This is a genomic window from Phaeobacter sp. B1627, from assembly GCF_006265095.1.
Classification (GTDB): Bacteria; Pseudomonadota; Alphaproteobacteria; order Rhodobacterales; family Rhodobacteraceae; genus Epibacterium.
In genome coordinates this window covers 150,865-168,342 of sequence record NZ_VCNK01000021.1, presented here as the reverse complement: position 1 = coordinate 168,342, position 17,478 = coordinate 150,865, and the positions used below count along the sequence as shown (strand labels likewise).

Genomic DNA, 17,478 nt, shown 5'->3' with positions numbered 1-17,478 from the left:
ATCCCTCCCTTAATTCTGATCGTCTTTGGTCATCAGCGTGTAGAACAGCCAGCTGACCAGAAGCGTGATTGCGAAGTAGATGAGCGACATTGCCGCGGCGGGTCCGAGATCAAACTGACCCAGTGCGATCTTGACGAGGTCGATGGACAGAAGCGTGGTGGAGTTGCCAGGCCCCCCGCCGGTCAGCACGAAGGGCTCTGTGTAGATGTTGAAACTGTCCATGAAGCGCAGCAGGATCGCGATGGTCAGGACGGTTTTCATCTTCGGCAGCTGGATGTAGCGAAACACCGACCAGCTGGAGGCTCCGTCGATCTTGGCCGCCTGATAGTAGGCGTCGGGGATCGACACCAGGCCCGCATAGCTCAGCAGCACCACCAGCGAGGTCCAGTGCCAGACGTCCATGGTGACAATCGTCACCCATGCCGCGACCGGGTCCTGCGTCATGTCGTAGTCGATGCCGAGCGTGTGGTTCAGAAAGTAGCCCAACAGGCCGATGTCCGGCAGGGTGAAGATGTTCCACATCGCGCCGACCACGTTCCACGGGATCAGCATCGGCAGGGCCATCAGCACCAGGCAGACCGGAACCCAAAACCCCTGCCGGGGCATCGACAGGGCGATGGCTATGCCCAGCGGGACTTCGATGATCAGGATCAGAAAAGTGAACATGAACTGCCGCCCCAATGCCGCATGAAAGCGGTCCGAGCGCAGAATTTGCTGGAACCAGTCCAGGCCCTGCCAGAAGAAAACGTTGTCGCCAAATGTCTCCTGCACGGAGTAGTTGACCACGGTCATCATCGGAATGAGGGCGTTGAAAGCCACCAGCAGCAGCACGGGCAGCACAAAGAACCATGCTTTTTGGTTTTCGGTTTTCATGTCAGGTGCTCCGGTTGCGTGGCGAGCCAACCATCCACGTAGAGGCGGGTTTGATCTCTTTGGAATTCAAGGTGAACAGGCGTGCCTTTCCCGCCGGGGACTCCGCCGTCGATCACGGCATTGACCTTGTGACCGAGACAGTTGCATTCGACCACTGTATGGCGCCCCACATCCGAGACTTTGGTGATGGTTGCGGGCAGACCGCTGTCGGGGGTGTCTGTGGTCAGAGTGACAAACTCGGGCCGAATGCCGACCTCGGTCTTGCCCGCGGCGGTGCCGCTGACCGGACCCTCCAGCGCGACAGGCTGACCTTCGATTTCGGCAACGCCCCCGGTCAGGGTGCAGGGCAGGATGTTCATGCCGGGTGAGCCGATGAAATGTCCGACAAACGTATGCGCCGGGCGCTCGAACAATTCGACCGGCGTGCCGATTTGCACGACCTCGCCCAGCTGCATGACCACGACCTGATCGGCAAATGTCAGCGCCTCTGTCTGGTCGTGGGTGACATAGATCATCGTCGCCTTCACGCGTTGATGCAGCTCTTTCAGCTTCGAGCGCAGCTTCCACTTCAGGTGGGGGTCGATCACGGTGAGAGGCTCATCGAACATCACCACATTCACGTCCTCGCGCACGAGGCCGCGCCCCATGGAGATCTTCTGCTTGTTGTCCGGGCTGAGGTTCGACGCGCGCGTGGTCAGCATATCGGTGACCTCGAGCATTTCGGCGATCGCCATCACGCGCCGCTTCACGGTTTCCTCGTCGCGGCCTCGGTTGCGCAGCGGGAAGGCGAGGTTGTCGTAGACGGTCATGGTGTCGTAGATCACCGGAAACTGGAACACCTGTGCGATGTTGCGCTGGTCCGGTGGCAGCTCGGTGACATCCTGGCCATCAAAAAGGATCTGACCTTCGGACGGGACCAACAGGCCCGAAATGATGTTCAGCAGGGTGGATTTCCCACAGCCCGACGGACCCAGCAGCGCATAGGCACCGCCGTCATTCCAGTCGAGGTCGATTTCTTTCAGCGCATAGTCGCTGTCGGATTTCGGGTTTGGCATGTAGCTGTGCCGCAGCTTGGACAGGGTAATCTTGGCCATTCTTTCGCCTCACGCCACACGGGAACCGTCGGGGGCAAAGACATATGCCGCCCGGGGATCCATATAAAAATCATGCAATTCACCGACCTCATAGGGGTGCACACCATGGCTGAGGGAGACCCAAGACGTTTGCGTCCCGCCCGCTGCGGCATCGGTGCTGAGATCGAAATGCGCCGAACTTTCCGATCCGGAAAGCTCGGTCACCTGCACCCGGCCATTGAGCTTCACCAGACCTGCCGCTTTCGCCACCGGCTGCACATGGTGGGGGCGAATTGCGATGGTGTATTCACCGTCGGCCAGGTCGGCCGCCGCGCCGTGCAGAGTCCAGAAGATATCGGCACCGAGCCGGGCATCCTTGCCGCGTTTCACAATCGTGGCCGTATTGATCGGCGGGTCCGAGAACACCCGGGCGGCCTGGATGTTTTCGGGATTGCGGTAGATCTCCGCGGTGGGGCCAAACTGGGTCACATGCCCGTCGCGCATCAATGCCGTCTTGCCACCGAGCAGCAGGGCCTCTTCGGGCTCTGAGGTCGCATAGACCACCACCGCGCCCCGGCCGGCGAACAGCTCCGGCAGCTGGTCGCGCAACTCTTCGCGCAGCTTGTAATCGAGGTTCGCCAGAGGTTCGTCGAGGAATACCGCGCGGCTTTCCTTGGCGATGGCGCGCGCGAGTGCGGTCCGTTGCTGCTGGCCACCGGACAGCTCATGCGGGCGGCGCTGCAGCATCGGGGTCAGCTGCATGATCCTGGCCGCATCCTGAACGCGGTCGTCCAGTTCCGACTTCGCCATGCCTGCGACTTTGAGGGGCGAGGCGATATTGTCGTAGACCGTCATATGCGGATAGTTGATGAAAAACTGGTGCACGAGGCTGATGTTGCGCTTTTGCGTGCTGAGGCGGCTGACATCCTGGCCGTCCATGAGGACCGTGCCGGACGCAATCGGGTCGAGGCCTGCCATCATCTTTATCAGAGAGGTCTTGCCTGAGCCGGTGGCGCCCAGAAGGACGTTGAAGTGACCGGTTTCGAGGGTGAGCGAGGTTTCCTTGATATGAAGAACGCCGCCCACGCGTTTGGTCACGGATCTGAGTTCGAGTGCCATGGTGCTGTGGAACTTTCCGGCCCTGCACGCACGGGGAGCATGTGCGTCGGGCTATCGTGGTGTCTGAGGAAAAACCCCGGCCAAATGCCAGCCGCCAGGCGCTGTCATCACCTGACCGGGGAAGGTGGAGCCGGGCCCGAAATTCAGGCCCGGCACGTCAGGGAAAGAAACCCATCTGGGATCAGTTGGCGGCCCAGCGGGCAACCAGCTCGTCATAGTTCACGGTCTGGCCCTGCGGCTTCTCGTTGTCGAGCTTGGGCTTGGCGCCGCCATTGGCATACCACCATTCCGCGTCTTTCTCTTCGTTCAGCCGCGGTCCACAGCCGCCGTAGACACCCGCCTGCTCGTCTGCGCGTTGCATCCGGGCCATGGTGATATCCATTTCCTGAGCGAGCCGGTCCATGGCTTCCTGCGGAGTGAAAGCGCCCGAATTGACGTCGCCGATTTGCTGCCACCAGATCTGGGCCAGCTTCGGATAGTCAGGCACGTTCACACCGGTCGGAGACCAGGCCGTGCGGTCGGGAGAGCGATAGAACTCCACCAGTCCGCCGAGTTTCTCAGACCGTTCCGAGAAGCTCTCGTGATTGACGGAACTGTCACGAATGAAGGTCAGGCCAACATGCGATTTTTTCACGTCAACGGTCTTGGAGACGACGAACTGGGCGTAGAGCCATGCGGCCTGCGCGCGGTCCAGTGGGGTGGAGTTGAGGAACGTCCAGGAGCCCACGTCCTGATAGCCGACCTTCTGGCCTTCTTCCCAGTAGGGGCCATGCGGGGAGGGCGCCATCCGCCACAGCGGCGTGCCGCTGTCGTCAACCGTGTTGTTGCCTTCGGACTTCGGCTTCACCATGTCGGCGGTGAAGGCGGTGTACCAGAAGATCTGCTGCGCGACGTTGCCCTGCGCCAGTGCCGGCAGAGATTGATAGAAGTCGTAGGATGCAGCCCCCGGAGGCGCGTATTTGCGCAGCCATTCGTCCCATTTGCGGATTGCGTAGACCGCTGCGGGGCCGTTTGCAGCACCGCCACGGGTGACGCTTGCGCCGGCCGGGTTACAGGAGCCGGCTTCCATGCGGATGCCCCATTCATCAATCGGCACACCGTTTGGCTCGCCTTTGGACCCTGCACCCGCCATCGACAGCCAGGCATCGGTCATGCGCCAGCCCAAATCGGGCGCCCGCTTGCCATAGTCCATATGGCCGTAGATCGTGGTGCCGTCGACTTCCTTCACATCCTCCGAGAAGAACTCGGCGATGTCTTCATAGGCGGACCAGTTGACCGGAACGCCCAGATCATAGCCGTATTTTTCCTTGAAGGCGGCTTTCAGATCCTCGCGGTCGAACCAATCCTTGCGGAACCAGTAGAGGTTGGCAAACTGCTGATCGGGCAGCTGATACAAATCGCCGTCCGGACCGGTGGTGAACTGCGTGCCCATGAAGTCGGCAAGGTCGAGACCGGGGTTGGTCACATCCTTGAAATCGCCTTCCATCATGTCGCTGAGGTTATAGGCAAGCTGCAGGCGCGAGTGGGTGCCGATCAGGTCGGAATCGTTGACATAGGCGTCATAGAGATTCCGCTTGGTCTGCATCTGGGTCTGCACGGCCTGTACGACCTCGCCTTCGCCCAGGATCTGATGGTTCACCTTGATACCGGTGATTTCCTCGAACGCCTTGGTCAAAACCTCGGATTCATAGGAATGGGTCGGAATGCCTTCGGAGAGCACATTGATCTCCATACCCGCATAGGGTTCGGCCGCCTTGATGAACCATTGCATCTCGGCCAGCTGTTCGCTCTTGCTCAGAACCGAGGGCTGGAACTCCTCGTCAATCCATTTTTGGGCCGCTGCCTCATCGGCATACGAACCCGTTGCCGCAATCACAGCACCAGCTGCAACTGCGGACAAAAGATACTTACGCATCTTTCTCCTCCCTAAAGTCTGTAAGGTCGGATGGTTTGTTCATCCAACTCACCCCGAGGTTTCACTGCGGGCCTCGAATTGTCAAACTAGTTTTTTAGTATTTTGATAAGTATCTGAATTTTAGTAATAAAAAAATTTCACATAACGGCGCTGTCTGACGTTGGGTTAGGTGGAATTCATGCTGCACTGCGTCAAATGTGTCTGCATTGCTGACATAAGTACCGCGCATTTGGGGATACCGACGGCGGCTGATTCCGGCTATGAGAGCCGCTATGAACACTGAAACTCCCTTTGAAATCTTTCTCGTAGCCACGCCCGGGCTGGAGCAGGTCCTGTGTCAGGAAGCCCGAACGCTTGGTTTCCTCCAGGCGCGCCAGGTCCCCGGCGGTGTCAGCTTTGACGGAACCTGGCCCGATGTCTGGCGTGCCAATTTGCTGCTTCGGGGGGCGACCCGGGTCCTGGCCAGGATTGGATCGTTTCGTGCGTTCCACCTGGCTCAGCTGGACAAGCGGGCCCGCAAATTTCCATGGGGCGAAACATTGCTCTCTGATGTGCCGGTGAAGGTCGAAGTCGTCACCAACAAGAAGTCAAAGATCTATCACGCCGGCGCCGCAACAGAGCGGATCGAGCGGGCCATCACCGAAGAGCTCGGGGCGCCGATTTCGCCGGACGCCGAAGTGACAGTCAAGGTCCGGATCGATGACAATACCTGCATATTCAGCGTCGATACCTCGGGGGAGGGGCTGCACAAGCGCGGTCACAAGGTCGCGGTGGGAAAGGCGCCGATGCGTGAAACGCTTGCGGCATTGATGCTGGGGGCCTGCGGGTATCAGGGGCAGGAACCGGTGCTGGACCCGATGTGCGGGTCGGGGACATTTGTCATCGAGGCTGCGGAAATGGCGCGGGGTCTGGCGGCGGGCCGCAGCCGGACCTTTGCGTTTCAGTCACTGGCGACCTTTGATGCAGGCGGCTGGGAGGCCGTGCGCAGCGCCGTCGCTCCGCCGCGGGATGTGCCTTTGGTGTTTTACGGCTCGGATCGCAATGCCGGCGTGATCGAGATGGGGCGGCAAAACGCAGACCGGGCCGGCGTGTCGGAGATCTGTCAGTTTACCCACGCAGCCGTCAGTGACCTGCAGCGCCCCGACGGCCCTGTCGGCCTGGTCATCGTAAACCCGCCCTATGGCGCCAGGATTGGGAACAAGAAACAATTGTTCGCCGTCTACGGAGCGTTGGGCGAAACCCTGCGCAGCCGCTTTTCCGGGTGGCGCGTTGGGATCGTTACCAGTGATACCCAACTGGCACGGGCCACTGCCTTGCCGTTTCTACCCTTGGGTGCGCCGATTGCGCATGGCGGTTTGAAGGTCCGGCTGTTCCAGACCGGGCCACTGCCCTGAGATATCTGCGGCACGGCTCCGGCCGCAAAATGCCAGCAACGGGGAGCTATTCGTTCCCCGTTACTGGCTGCTGCGTTTCAAATCCCGAGGTGTCAGTATCAGATGATATCTTCCAGCTCGCCTTCTTCCTCCGCAGCCTCCTCGGCGTCCTCGTCGGGCACATCCTGCGACATAAGGCCGAGGATATCGTCCAGAGTTGCCGCAGCCGGATCCTCCGCGTCATCGCTCAGCCCGCCTACAATGACCTCTGGGTCATCGTCATCAAGCCCGGTGACCAGGGCGATCCGGCTCAGGTCGATATCATCAAGCGTGAGCGGCCCATTGTCGGACCAGAGCGTAAAGTTCAACGTCTGCACAAACCCGTCTGAGCTGTTCTCCACCTGACCGAATTGCAGGCCGATGTCGAAATTCTCGGACAGGGTGGTGCCATCGGACAACGAGTTGGCCCCATTGGGATTGATTTCCTGTGCGGTCAGGGGAATGGCGTTCGCATCAGGGTGGATATGAAGCCCCTCAGCGGTGCTGTCGTCGGTCAGGTTCATGAAAATCCCGTCCAGGTCGGTCTCTTCACTGTCCCAGGACGTGGGGGCGAGTTTGAAAAACAGCGTTCCTTCGGCGGTCTGGCTGACTTCCATAGTCAGCTGCTGACTGTCGCCGAGTGTGAAGTCGACTGTAATCTTGCCGTCTTCGTCTCCGCCGGGATCATCCGGGGTCTCATCGTCACAGCGGTCCGGATCCTCTACGGGCGGAGTGACGGGTTTATCGCAGTCATCGTCGCCCCGGCTGTCTCCCCTGTGATCATCGTCCTTGCGCCCGTGGCCATGGCCGTGGTCACCGCAGTCATCATCATCTCTATCCGACCAATGTTTATCGCGCCCACCACGATCGTCGTCATGGCGATCCCGGCCGCCGCGCCCGGCGTGCCCTTTATCATCACGATCATCGCAGTCTTTGCCGCGGCTGTCGTCATTTTCATCATCTGACGGGTGCTTGCCACGGCCCCATTCTGCGCCCCAGCCGCTTTTGTCATCATCCTTGTCGTCATGATCATGGGATCTGGCCTCGGATTTCTCCTCACAGCCCGACCACGGGCTGTAGGTCCAGCCGTCGTTGTTCCAGCTACTCGAATGGCCGCCAAACTGCGATTTTCCGCCAAAGCTGTAGGATTTGCCCCAGGATGATCCGCCCCAGTTAAAAGATGCCCATGTCATTGTCACTTTCCCCTCAAAATGATTGTCTCAATGGTCAGCACGCGGATCTGTGGCGCAGTTTCGTTCGGCTCCGCCGGAAAAGGACTCAGGCCACCCGCACGCGGCAAGCATAGAAATGCGAAGCCGGAGATCTCAATTATTCTCAAATTTAGCTAAAAATGGGCGGGAGTTCAGCGAATTATGTCTACAGTTTGCCCTCGGACGCCCGATTGTTTCCGATACGTCATCCTGCCGCGCATCTGTTGCAGGGATTCGCAAATATCGCGAAGCTGCAGGAGGCAGTGGTTTCTGACCCCAGGAGGATGACAGCATGAAGCAGGCGCAGGATTTTCACGAGGAACAGGAGGTTCTGGCAGCGGTACTGAACGGGCAGCCGGACACAATCTTTGACGCCCGAACGCAGTTCAAAGGCTGGACGGTGAATGACGTCCTGGGACATCTCCATTTCTTCAATGCGGTGGCAGAAGCCGCCCTGTCTGGAGCGGAGGCTTTCGATGCAATGGTGGGGCCAAAAATCATGGATCTCGCGGCGGGCGGGCAAATTCTCGAGATGCAGTACGCCTGGCTGGATGGCCTCAGTGGTCGGGCCTTGTTTGCGGAGTGGCGCGAGGGAGCCGGGCGGCTGGCTGCGGCCTGCACGACCGCCAATCCGAAGGCGCGTATAAAATGGTTCGGACCGGGGATGAGCGTATTGAGCGCAATCACCGCGAGGCAGATGGAAACCTGGGCCCATGGGCAGGAGATCTTTGACCTCCTTGGAGTGCAGCGCAAGGAAACAGACCGGATACGCAATATTGCGCATCTCGGCGTGGCGACTTTTGGCTGGAGTTATCAGGTTCGCGGTCTGGCTGTTCCCACGTCGCCGCCCTATGTGGTTCTGACGGCCCCCTCGGGCGACATCTGGCGCTGGAATGAGCCGCAAGACACCAACAGGGTTGAAGGGAGCGCGGTCGAATTCGCTCAGGTCGTGACGCAGGTGCGCAATCTTGCGGATACACAGGTGCGGACGACCCATGGCACTGCTCACGCGTGGATGCTGCAGGCGCAGTGTTTTGCAGGTCCCCCTGCGACGCCACCGGCTCCGGGCAGCCGGTTTCGCAACCCCGATGCGCTGTCACCGAGCTAGCGACATCGCGACCGGGCCTGTAGAAAACCGGCCAGCGTCATTCGGGCTTCATCCGTTTCTGTGACAGGCATGTGCTGGCTCAGCAGGGCGGCTCGATAGGGCGCAGCGAGGGCTGCAGGGGCGATCAGCGCGAGGTTCTGGCCCAGCCAATAGGGCCGGGAGGCGGCCAGTTCGGCACCGAGGGCGGCGCCCCAGATTTGCCCCCGCGCGGCGGCGTCGGACGTCGCACCGGCCTGCGTCATCGATCGGGCTTCAGCAAGGCGCAGGGCAAGGGTTTCGGGCCTGGACAACACATCCTGCAGCGCGGCAACCAGGGCCGCCTCGTCCACAGAGCTCGGGGAGCCGCCAGTCGGGCAGTCAGTCGGGCAGAACGTGCTGACCAGCGGCAGCGTCGCGAAGCTGATGAAACTCACGACTTCTTCGGCGCTGATCTGTACCCAGTGGGTATAGTGTCGGCCGGGCAGACAGATCACACCGTCCCAATCTTTGTTCAGGCTGAGAAACCCGCTGATCCGGCCAGCCGCTCCCTGCAGCCGACCGAAGGGGCGGGATTGCTGCATTGCGCCGAGGCGATAGATGCGGTGAGCCTGATCCTCTGACATGGTGACGGGAAGGTCGGTCGGTTTCGCCGGGACCGGGAGCGCGGCAGTCGCGTCCTCAGCAAAAGTCAGCAGATCGTCTTCTGGTGCCAGCGCGACAGCTGCAGCCAAATCGCGAACTTCGAGAGCGGCGCTCTGCGGCGTTGCGCCGACCATGCGCCATGCCCGCGGTGGAAAATGGTCGGCGTCGAAGGCGATCCAGGCCTCTGTTTGGTGATCCATCATCGAAGCAACCTCATCCCGATTGGTACCCGCCGATCTGATGCAGGCATTTTCACCCGAACTCAACTGCCATTCCCCTCCATTTGATCAGGGAGGCCTATCCTTTTGCGTCATTAGTTTAACCGGAAGCAAGGCTGAAACCTTTGTTGAATTGGATAGTAATACCCGCACCTCATCTCTCGGGATGTGGTCCGCTGCGTGGTTTCGGCCTTTCTGGAAGGGGTGAAAGCCGCGCATTTGCTTCAAAAGCCATTTACTTTGTCATGGGGTGGGGATGCGGCTTTTATGCTAATTTTTGAAATCTGTTAACACAGGTTAATCTGTGCTAGGTGCGGCCGCAAAAGGGCTCGGAATGCTTGAACCGAATACTGCAATCAAAGGTCCGGGGGGCTGGAGCGCCGTTTGTCGCTGTGCATTGGGCGCACCGGTCAGAGCCGGACGAAACCGGAGTGTGGCGCCATGAAGGATGTGTTCGCCCCGAACGGTGGCGCCTTCCTGTCCGGTGTCCTGGAGTATGCTTCGGCTCAGGGCCTCGATCTGCCTACAGCGCTGAAGGCTTGCACCAGTCTGGACGGCACAGCGGAAACACTCTCGGCGAGCTTGCCTGTGCACGAACATGCTGCGGTGCTGCATACGGCTGAAACCCTATGTGACGATCCTCATATCGGGATCCGTCTGGCCGAACAGACCACGCTTCGCAGGGGAGGGCTGATCGGCTACGCGATCGGGGCATCAGGGACCGTGGCAGAGGCGCTCAGGACATTGGCGCGGCTCAGTGATGTTTTCAGGATATCCTCTCCTGGCGCCCTGTCTGCGGTGACAAGCGGACCGATTGAAGTGTGCTGGGACTACGGGACACAGGGGCAATTGGATTTGCGCCACTGGAGTGAATTCACAGCCGCGATGCTGGTAAAGAGCCTGCGGGAATTGGGCGCTGAGGCCATTGTTCCGGCAGCGGTGGACTTTACCCATGGCGCTGCCCCCCCTTCTCAGGTCGCGCTCGCAGCACTTGGCGTGGTGCCGCGTTATAACGCCAGGGTCAACCGGATCAGATTCAAGGGCGCGGATGCGCTCCAGCCCTTGCGGAGCGCGGATGCCGGGTTGCTGCAGCTATTGCTGGAGCATGCCGAACTGTTGCAGCGGGTTGAAACACATGGGCAGACCCCGACTGCGGTTGCTGTTGAACGGTTGATCATGGAGCGTATGTCAGAGGGCGAGGCCAGTCTGGCAAACGTGGCCGGGTCTCTGGGGGTCAGCCAGCGCACGCTGTCGCGTAAACTCGCGTCTGAAGGGACCAGTTTCTTTTCGATCCTGGAGGGTTTGCGAAAATCTCTGGCCCTGCGCTATCTCAGGCAGAACGAGAAATCGCTTTCGGAGATTTCGTATCTTCTTGGGTATTCAAGCCTGAGCAGCTTCAACGATGCGTTTCGCCGCTGGACAGGGCAAAGTCCGGGCAGCTATCGCAGCCGTAAAATACCAACCTGACTGCACGCATTTGCCTGTTCAGATCCGGCCCCGCGTCTTCGTGGGGGCTGATTCTCCGCGCGTGACGGAACTTGCCCTGAGCGCGATGTCTCAACAATCGCATGCCCAGGGGGGCTTTTGTTGCCGTTTGGGGGCGCAGAAGGTGCGTGTGAATTGCCTTTGGTAACCAATTGGTCAGATTTACATCTATTTTTCCATAAATTCATTATCGTTATAGAAAGAAGTCGAACGCACGGTCGACGCTTTGCTATGTCGCCACGACCAGAAGCGATTTTGCGCAGGACGGCAGGGGCCGCCGATCTGCAACACGGCAGATGCGCGTAAGCGAGGCGATTGGCGAGTTGGAGTTGCCTGTTGGGGGGCTGATTTGAAGATGAAATCTGTTGATCAAATTGCCGTTTCTGGTCCGGGACCACTGGCCGGCGCAGACCTGAGAGGGAGCTTCAGATATCCCTCGTCCCGGAGGCGGTCCGGATTCTACATGCGGTACGGCAAGCGGGCGCTGGATGTGATATTGGTGCTTTTGAGTGTACCGGTTGTTGTTCCGGTTGTTGCCATCTGCGCGATCGCCCTGTTGCTCGAAGGCGGCCAGCCCTTTTTTCGCCAGGGGCGGTTGGGCCGGGGTGGGCGCGTGTTTCAGATGTGGAAGCTGCGCACGATGGTTCACAATTCGGATGAGATGCTCGACCGGCATCTGACGGCCAATCCGTGCCTGCGGGCGGAGTGGGCGCAGAAGCAAAAACTTAAAGATGATCCCCGGATTACGCCCCTCGGTGGCCTGTTGCGTGCGACGTCCCTCGATGAATTGCCGCAACTGTGGAACGTTCTGGTCGGCCAGATGAGCCTTGTGGGGGCCCGCCCGATGATGGTGAACCAACTGGAGCTCTACGGAGAGGCCGATTGGTATTTTATGCAACGTCCCGGGCTGACGGGGCCATGGCAAGTCGGGGATCGAAACGATATCGGTTTTCGTGGTCGCGCAGATATTGATGAAGCCTACTGTCGTGACATCACATTGGGCCGTGACTTGCAGATTCTGTTTGAAACAATAGCGGTTGTCCTGCGCGGCACCGGATATTGACCATGTCGGCAATGTTCCCACCCGCTGCGCCCCGGACCGGGATGCAGAGTGTTTGCGGGCGAAAAACCGGAGGTTTGGCGTGAGAGATTACATTGAATACGATAGTCAACGCATCGCCTCCACACTATGTTCAGGCCATGGTAGTACGGAACGAATGACGGATCAGGGGTTCAAGAAATTCCGGCGGCGGCGCGTGAAGGGGGGGACGCCTGATCAAAGCGTCGCGGGTCAAAGCGTCTCTGAGCAAAGCGTTGCCGGAAAAAGCATTGGCGGGGGAGAAGCCTCCCCGCAGGCGCCACATGCCGCACCGGCCCCACTCGCCCCAGAGGCCGCACCGGCGCGCTCTGTCCCTGAGAACCATCTTGTCGCGCAGTCTCCGCGTGCCGCGACAGAGCAAAACCAGCCGCGGGCGGACCAGACCGATGTATCTTCACGACCAAAGCCGACCGTGATGCCTCCCTCATCCGACCCGGGTCAGGACAGGGACCCAACACTACTCTCGTGGCCGGCCGAACCTGCGTCCGGGCTTCCGGTTCGCCTGCAGGATCCTTGGGATATGATGCGCCGTGTCGAAGTGACCGGTCTTGCGCAGAGTCGCAAGCGGCTGCCGTTGGTCGATCTGTTCCGCACCTCGCCCACGGCACGCGCCTTTGACCTGCTGCGCACGCGTTTGCTTCATACCCTGCGGGAGCGCGGCTGGAAACGCGTGGGGATCTGTGCACCGACATCAGGATGCGGTGCCAGTTTCACCGCCGCTAATCTCGCGCTGAGCCTGTCCCGGGTCGCCGGAAGCCGGACCCTTCTGATGGATCTCAATCTGCGCAATCCCGGCATTGCCCGGGCTATGGGGCTGGAGAGGACAGCTCTGTACACGGGGGATATGCAGGGTTTTCTGCGCGGCGATATACGTCTCGAAGACCACCTGCTTGCGGCCTCGGACAGTCTTGCGCTGGGCCTGAGCAGTTCGATCTGCGCGAATGCCTCTGAGATTTTGCATGAGATGCGCAGCTCTGCGACATTGGATGACATGATGCAGCGGACGCGGGCGGATGTTGCTTTGTTTGATCTCCCTGCGGTACTGGAACATGACGATGTGTCAGCCTTCCTGCCGCAAGTTGACGGTGTATTATTGGTGTCGGATGGCAGCAAGACCACGGCCAGCCATCTGAACGCCTGTGAAAACCTGCTTGCGGGACAGACGCAGCTTCTTGGGGTGGTTCTGAACCGGTCACGCCCAGGCGACGGGTTTGCTGCAGTCGGCAGCTGAGCGCATCTTTTGAGGAATGGAAGCCGCCTGATGGGGTCGATTTATTCGTTTGCAGACTTTGTTGACATGATACGTCGCCGTATCAGGTGCATCCTCATTGTTGCAGTGCTCGGCAGTCTGCTGTCGCTTTGGTATGCGTTTTACCAGCCCCGGATCTATTCGAGTTCTGAAGTGATCCAGATCACCCGGCCAAAGATCACCGGGGAATTGGCTAAATCCACCGTGGACGGATCCTCGGCCCGCCGCATGCAACTGATCCAGCAGCGCATGATGGCGCGTGGCACCATCCTGGAGGTTGTTGAAGAGCTCGGGCTTTTTCGGGATCAGCCCGGGCTGCGGGACTCTGAAATCGTGCCGATCATGCGCAATTCCGTTTCGATCACCGGCACGGCTGCCGCGCGCGAGGGCTATGCGGATGACGGATCCATTTCCGTCCTGACCATCACGGCCCGGATGCCATCTGCCGAAGAGGCGCAGGCGGTTGCCCGCGAATTTTCGCGCAGAACGATCGAGCTGAGTGTTGCAACCCGCATAGAGCAGGCGCGTGAGACACTGGTATTTTTCACCGAAAAAGAAGCCGCACTGACCAGGGATATTTCGGAGCTGGCGAAAGAGATTGCAGACTTTCGGCATGAAAACGCGGTTACATTGCCCGGCGCGGTTGAGATGAGGGGGGCGGAAATCACGGCCATCAACGAAAGCCTGCTGGCTCTGTCGGGCGAAGAAATTGAGTTGCGCACGCTGGCGGACGATGCCGCCGCCACCCAGCGTGAAGCCTATGCGCTGCGCGTGCAGCAGGAGTATGAGGTCCGGCGCGAGACCCTGTTGGCGCAACGGCAGCTTCTGGAGGACCGTCGCAGCGCGCTGGAGGCCTCGTTGGAATTGACGCCGGAGGTTGATCGCCGGTTGACCAGCTATGATCTCAAGATGGAACAGATGCAATCCGAGCTGCAGTTGATCACGGAACGGCGCGCGGATGCAGAGGTGGGGTTTCGCCTGGAAACCGCCCGTCAAGGTGAACGCCTGACTGTGTTGGAGCCGGCGCCCCTGCCGGATTTCGCAGTCGGCAGCGGACGAAAATCAACGGTGATGAAGGGCGCGCTGCTCAGCATCGCTTTGGGGATCGTGGCGGCGTTTCTGCTGGACCTGAAGACCCCGGCCCTTCGCTCTTCTGCACAGATGAAGCGGGAGACCGGCTTGACCCCGGTTGTGGCTATTCCCGTTCTGGACACCCGTCCCCCGGCAGGCAGGCGCCGGTTCTTTGCGCGGCAGGCTCGGGCAACAAAAGCCCCGGCAAAAAGCTGAGACGGACAGGTGCAACCTGTCGTCCCGTTTTCAAAACTGGGCGAGGGCGGTCAGGATCGCGTCTTTGTGGTAAAGGATCGCCCCACCGCACATCAGCAGGCTGGCACCACAGAAGAGAAAATCGTGAAGTGGGTCCTGCGCAAGATGCGGACGGGTTTGCCGCATCAATGTCGGGTAGGACAGGATGACGGCGCCTCCCATCGCGGCGATGCCACCGACAAGGCCGAACTGCGACATCCCCCACAAGAACAGCGCCGTCTGGATTGTCGCCCGCGTCGCGGTGTAGAAAAAGAACCCCTTCGTGTCACCGGCAGCAAGCGATGCCCTGTCGTATGTCAAGACGATGATGGATGGGGCAAGGCTGGACGCAAGCAATACGATAATGGGGCCTGCGTGGTTATAGCGGTGATCATACATCATATTCACCAGCCACGGACCGACCCAGGCCATCAGCCACGACATCGACAAAATGCCAAGAGTCAGCGCATACCGAAGCTGTCTCTGCCGTTTGCGGTTTCCCGGTTCGCGATGTGCGGGTTTGTCCCTGTAGACCGGGATCATCAGCCTCTGGTTCAGGGCCTGTCCGAGTTGAATGGGAAAGCTCGCCAGAAAAAAGGCGATATTGTATACGCCCATGGCTTCGAGCGTGAGGTATTTCCCGAGAATTGCGCGATCCCCCTGAGTGGTCAGGAAAAAACAGGCCGTTGACAGAAATATCCATTTGCCCATGCTGATCAGTTCGCGGGTCGCTGCGGGTTCCCAACGAAACCGATTGCTGCGGCCGGGCAGCATCTTGTGGGAGAGTATGAGTTTGACGCCCTCCTGCAGGGCGCTTCCGGCGGCGAGTGCGATTACGGACTGTGTCCAGATCGCAAGGGCGACCATGACAATTATGCCGAAACCCTGCGCGATGAGATTGACTGCGGTCACGCGTCCGACCAACAGGTGACGGTAGGCCGTTTCCACCTTGGTGGGGGTCAGACCCTGCAGCGCCAGGCCAATGCCCGCGACCGGCAGGCAATAGGCAAGTTCCGGGGCCCCGTAAAACAAGGCGGCCGGAAGCGCCAGGGCCCCGGTCAGGGCCCAGAGCAGACCACCGCGCAGGATCTGGACAGTCCAGGCTGTATCGAGAAAATCCGGGTCATCTCCGCGTGCGCTTTGTGCAATCGCGTTGGAAATGCCCATATCTGAAAACAGGGACAGCCCGATTGTGATGACGGCGACCAGCGCCATCAAACCGAAGGCCTCGGGAAAGAGAATGCGCGTCAGCACCAGATTTGAGGCAAGCCTCAGCACCTGAGCCGCTCCGAAGCCAAGTATGATCCAGGACGTCGATCTTATGACACGCGCCATCAGGCTCTGGCCGTTCAGGGCAGGTTTCATTGACATCCCGAGGTAAGGTTTGTGGTCAGCCGAACGCTAGGACCAGGCGGGACGGAGGTCAATTGCTGCGCAGCGGCGATCAGTAGCTATAGTGCTCATCGAACGCATTTTTTTCACGGCTGTCCTGGTGGCGATGCAAGTGCTGGGCAAACGTCTGATCCGGAGCTACGGTGCGCGGGAGCTGCAGTTACCGGATCCCCGCCCGTGAAAATCGCTTATGTGCTGAATACCTATCCGCAACCGTCGCAGAGTTTCATCCGGCGGGAAATCCAGGCTCTGGAACGGCGTGGGATTGAGGTTGTGCGCCTGCCGATGCGGGCTCCGGATCAGGTGTTGCGCGACCCCGGTGACCTGGCCGAAGCGTCGCACTGTCACTATGTGCTGCGAGCGGGAGCGGCGCGTCTGCTGTGGTCCTTTTTGGCAACAGCAGTGCGCGCGCCGGGCCGCACATGGGGCGCTTTCAGGCTGGCGGTGCATTTGGCCCGCGTGGGTGGGAGCTGGCTTCGTCCGGTGATCTACCTGGCTGAAGCAGCCTATGTCCTGCGCGTCGTCAGGCAGGAAGGGTGTTCCCATTTGCATGCGCATTTCGGCACCAACGCGACCGCCGTGGCAATGCTGACCGAAGCGCTTGGCGGGCCGGGCTATAGTTTCACCACCCACGGCCCGGAGGAGTTTGACGCGCCAAAGAGCCTGTCTCTGGGGCTGAAAGTGGATCGGTCTTGTTTCGCCGTCGCGGTCTCAAGTTTCGGTCGCAGTCAGTTGAGCCGCTGGGCCTCCTTCGGGGCCTGGTCGCGGATCAAGGTGGTGCATTGTGCGATTGAACCCAACCGGTTTCCCGCTCCACACGCCTTGCCGGAGGGGGCGCTGGAGGTGGTGGCAATCGGTCGTTTTGTGGAACAAAAGGGCCAGATGGTTCTGCTTCTTGCCCTTGCAGAGGCAGTCAGGACTGCCCCCGATCTGCATCTGACCCTAGTCGGAGATGGAGCGATGCGCGCCGATCTGGAGGCTGCTGTTGCCGCGCATGATTTGGCGCGCAATGTCACGTTTACCGGCTGGTTGCCGGAGGCCGGTGTTCTCGACGTCTTGGCCAGGGCGCATGCGTTGGTCATGCCCTCTTTTGCCGAAGGTCTGCCCATGGTGATCATGGAGGCGATGGCGGCGGGGCGTCCTGTCCTGGCGACATATGTGGCGGGCACGCCGGAGCTGGTGGTGCCGGAGGAGACCGGTTGGTTGGTGCCTGCAGGCGACGTCCAGTCACTTGCCGACGCTTTGGTGCGAATGTCCAAGGAGCCACGATCACGTCTGCAGGAGATGGGAGCCGCTGCGCGCAGGCGGGTTTTGCTCGGCCATGACGTAGATATCGAGGCGGAAAAACTGGCAGGCCACTTCGCCACGGCGATCAAGGGCCGCGCCGGATGAGGCCGC

General features: G+C 60.1%; 14 protein-coding genes. 7 read left to right on the top strand and 7 right to left on the bottom strand.

From position 1 onward, the window contains the following. Positions 1 to 9: 9 nt before the first annotated feature. The 4 genes from FGE21_RS12545 to FGE21_RS12530 all read right to left on the bottom strand — a co-directional run bounded on the left by FGE21_RS12545 (position 10) and on the right by FGE21_RS12530 (position 4,980). On the bottom strand, positions 10 to 873 hold the full coding sequence (locus tag FGE21_RS12545) for a carbohydrate ABC transporter permease (RefSeq protein ID WP_139663637.1): 864 nt from the start codon (positions 871 to 873) through the stop codon (positions 10 to 12). Then, positions 870 to 1,967 (bottom strand): ABC transporter ATP-binding protein, encoded by a 1,098-nt coding sequence (locus tag FGE21_RS12540; protein ID WP_139663636.1) that lies wholly within the window; start codon positions 1,965 to 1,967, stop codon positions 870 to 872. Before FGE21_RS12540 ends, FGE21_RS12545 begins: the two co-directional genes overlap by 4 nt. Before the next feature lie 9 nt (positions 1,968 to 1,976). Then, the gene (locus tag FGE21_RS12535) at positions 1,977 to 3,065 is read right to left on the bottom strand and encodes an ABC transporter ATP-binding protein (RefSeq protein WP_139663635.1); all 1,089 of its coding nucleotides are present in this window, start codon (positions 3,063 to 3,065) and stop codon (positions 1,977 to 1,979) included. Between the two features lie 181 nt (positions 3,066 to 3,246). Beyond that, a complete protein-coding gene (locus tag FGE21_RS12530; protein ID WP_139663634.1) occupies positions 3,247 to 4,980 on the bottom strand; it encodes an ABC transporter substrate-binding protein in 1,734 nt (577 codons plus the stop codon). A gap of 272 nt (positions 4,981 to 5,252) precedes the next feature. On the opposite strand from FGE21_RS12530, the gene FGE21_RS12525 reads away from it, so the two are divergent. After that, positions 5,253 to 6,374: a class I SAM-dependent RNA methyltransferase gene (locus tag FGE21_RS12525; protein WP_139663633.1), complete on the top strand. Its 1,122-nt coding sequence runs from the start codon at positions 5,253 to 5,255 to the stop codon at positions 6,372 to 6,374. A 98-nt stretch (positions 6,375 to 6,472) separates the two neighbouring features. Here FGE21_RS12525 and FGE21_RS12520 read toward each other — a convergent pair whose 3' ends face one another. Then, positions 6,473 to 7,585, bottom strand: coding sequence for a hypothetical protein (locus tag FGE21_RS12520; protein WP_139663632.1), 1,113 nt, complete (start codon positions 7,583 to 7,585; stop codon positions 6,473 to 6,475). 310 nt (positions 7,586 to 7,895) lie between these two features. Here FGE21_RS12520 and FGE21_RS12515 point away from each other — a divergent pair, with 310 nt between their 5' ends. Next, a complete protein-coding gene (locus FGE21_RS12515; RefSeq protein ID WP_139663631.1) occupies positions 7,896 to 8,711 on the top strand; it encodes a TIGR03084 family metal-binding protein in 816 nt (271 codons plus the stop codon). Here the strand turns inward: FGE21_RS12515 and FGE21_RS12510 are convergent. Continuing rightward, a complete protein-coding gene (locus FGE21_RS12510) occupies positions 8,708 to 9,535 on the bottom strand; it encodes a 2-dehydro-3-deoxygalactonokinase (protein WP_255731556.1) in 828 nt (275 codons plus the stop codon). The genes FGE21_RS12515 and FGE21_RS12510 overlap by 4 nt on opposite strands. Before the next feature lie 456 nt (positions 9,536 to 9,991). Here FGE21_RS12510 and FGE21_RS12505 point away from each other — a divergent pair, with 456 nt between their 5' ends. From FGE21_RS12505 to FGE21_RS12490, 4 genes are all read left to right on the top strand, one after another. Then, the gene (locus FGE21_RS12505) at positions 9,992 to 11,017 is read left to right on the top strand and encodes an AraC family transcriptional regulator (RefSeq protein WP_139663630.1); all 1,026 of its coding nucleotides are present in this window, start codon (positions 9,992 to 9,994) and stop codon (positions 11,015 to 11,017) included. A gap of 481 nt (positions 11,018 to 11,498) precedes the next feature. Next, complete coding sequence (locus FGE21_RS12500) at positions 11,499 to 12,098, top strand: sugar transferase (protein ID WP_255731555.1); 600 nt, start codon at positions 11,499 to 11,501, stop codon at positions 12,096 to 12,098. 556 nt (positions 12,099 to 12,654) lie between these two features. Further along, positions 12,655 to 13,365, top strand: coding sequence for an exopolysaccharide biosynthesis protein (locus FGE21_RS20420; protein ID WP_255731554.1), 711 nt, complete (start codon positions 12,655 to 12,657; stop codon positions 13,363 to 13,365). Positions 13,366 to 13,395: 30 nt separating this feature from the next. After that, positions 13,396 to 14,670, top strand: coding sequence for a Wzz/FepE/Etk N-terminal domain-containing protein (locus FGE21_RS12490; protein WP_139663627.1), 1,275 nt, complete (start codon positions 13,396 to 13,398; stop codon positions 14,668 to 14,670). A gap of 30 nt (positions 14,671 to 14,700) precedes the next feature. Here the strand turns inward: FGE21_RS12490 and FGE21_RS12485 are convergent, their stop codons facing one another. Further along, complete coding sequence (locus tag FGE21_RS12485; protein WP_139663626.1) at positions 14,701 to 16,053, bottom strand: oligosaccharide flippase family protein; 1,353 nt, start codon at positions 16,051 to 16,053, stop codon at positions 14,701 to 14,703. A gap of 204 nt (positions 16,054 to 16,257) precedes the next feature. Between FGE21_RS12485 and FGE21_RS12480 the strand changes: the two genes are divergently transcribed. Further along, positions 16,258 to 17,472, top strand: coding sequence for a glycosyltransferase family 4 protein (locus FGE21_RS12480; protein ID WP_139663625.1), 1,215 nt, complete (start codon positions 16,258 to 16,260; stop codon positions 17,470 to 17,472). Positions 17,473 to 17,478 lie beyond the last annotated feature (6 nt).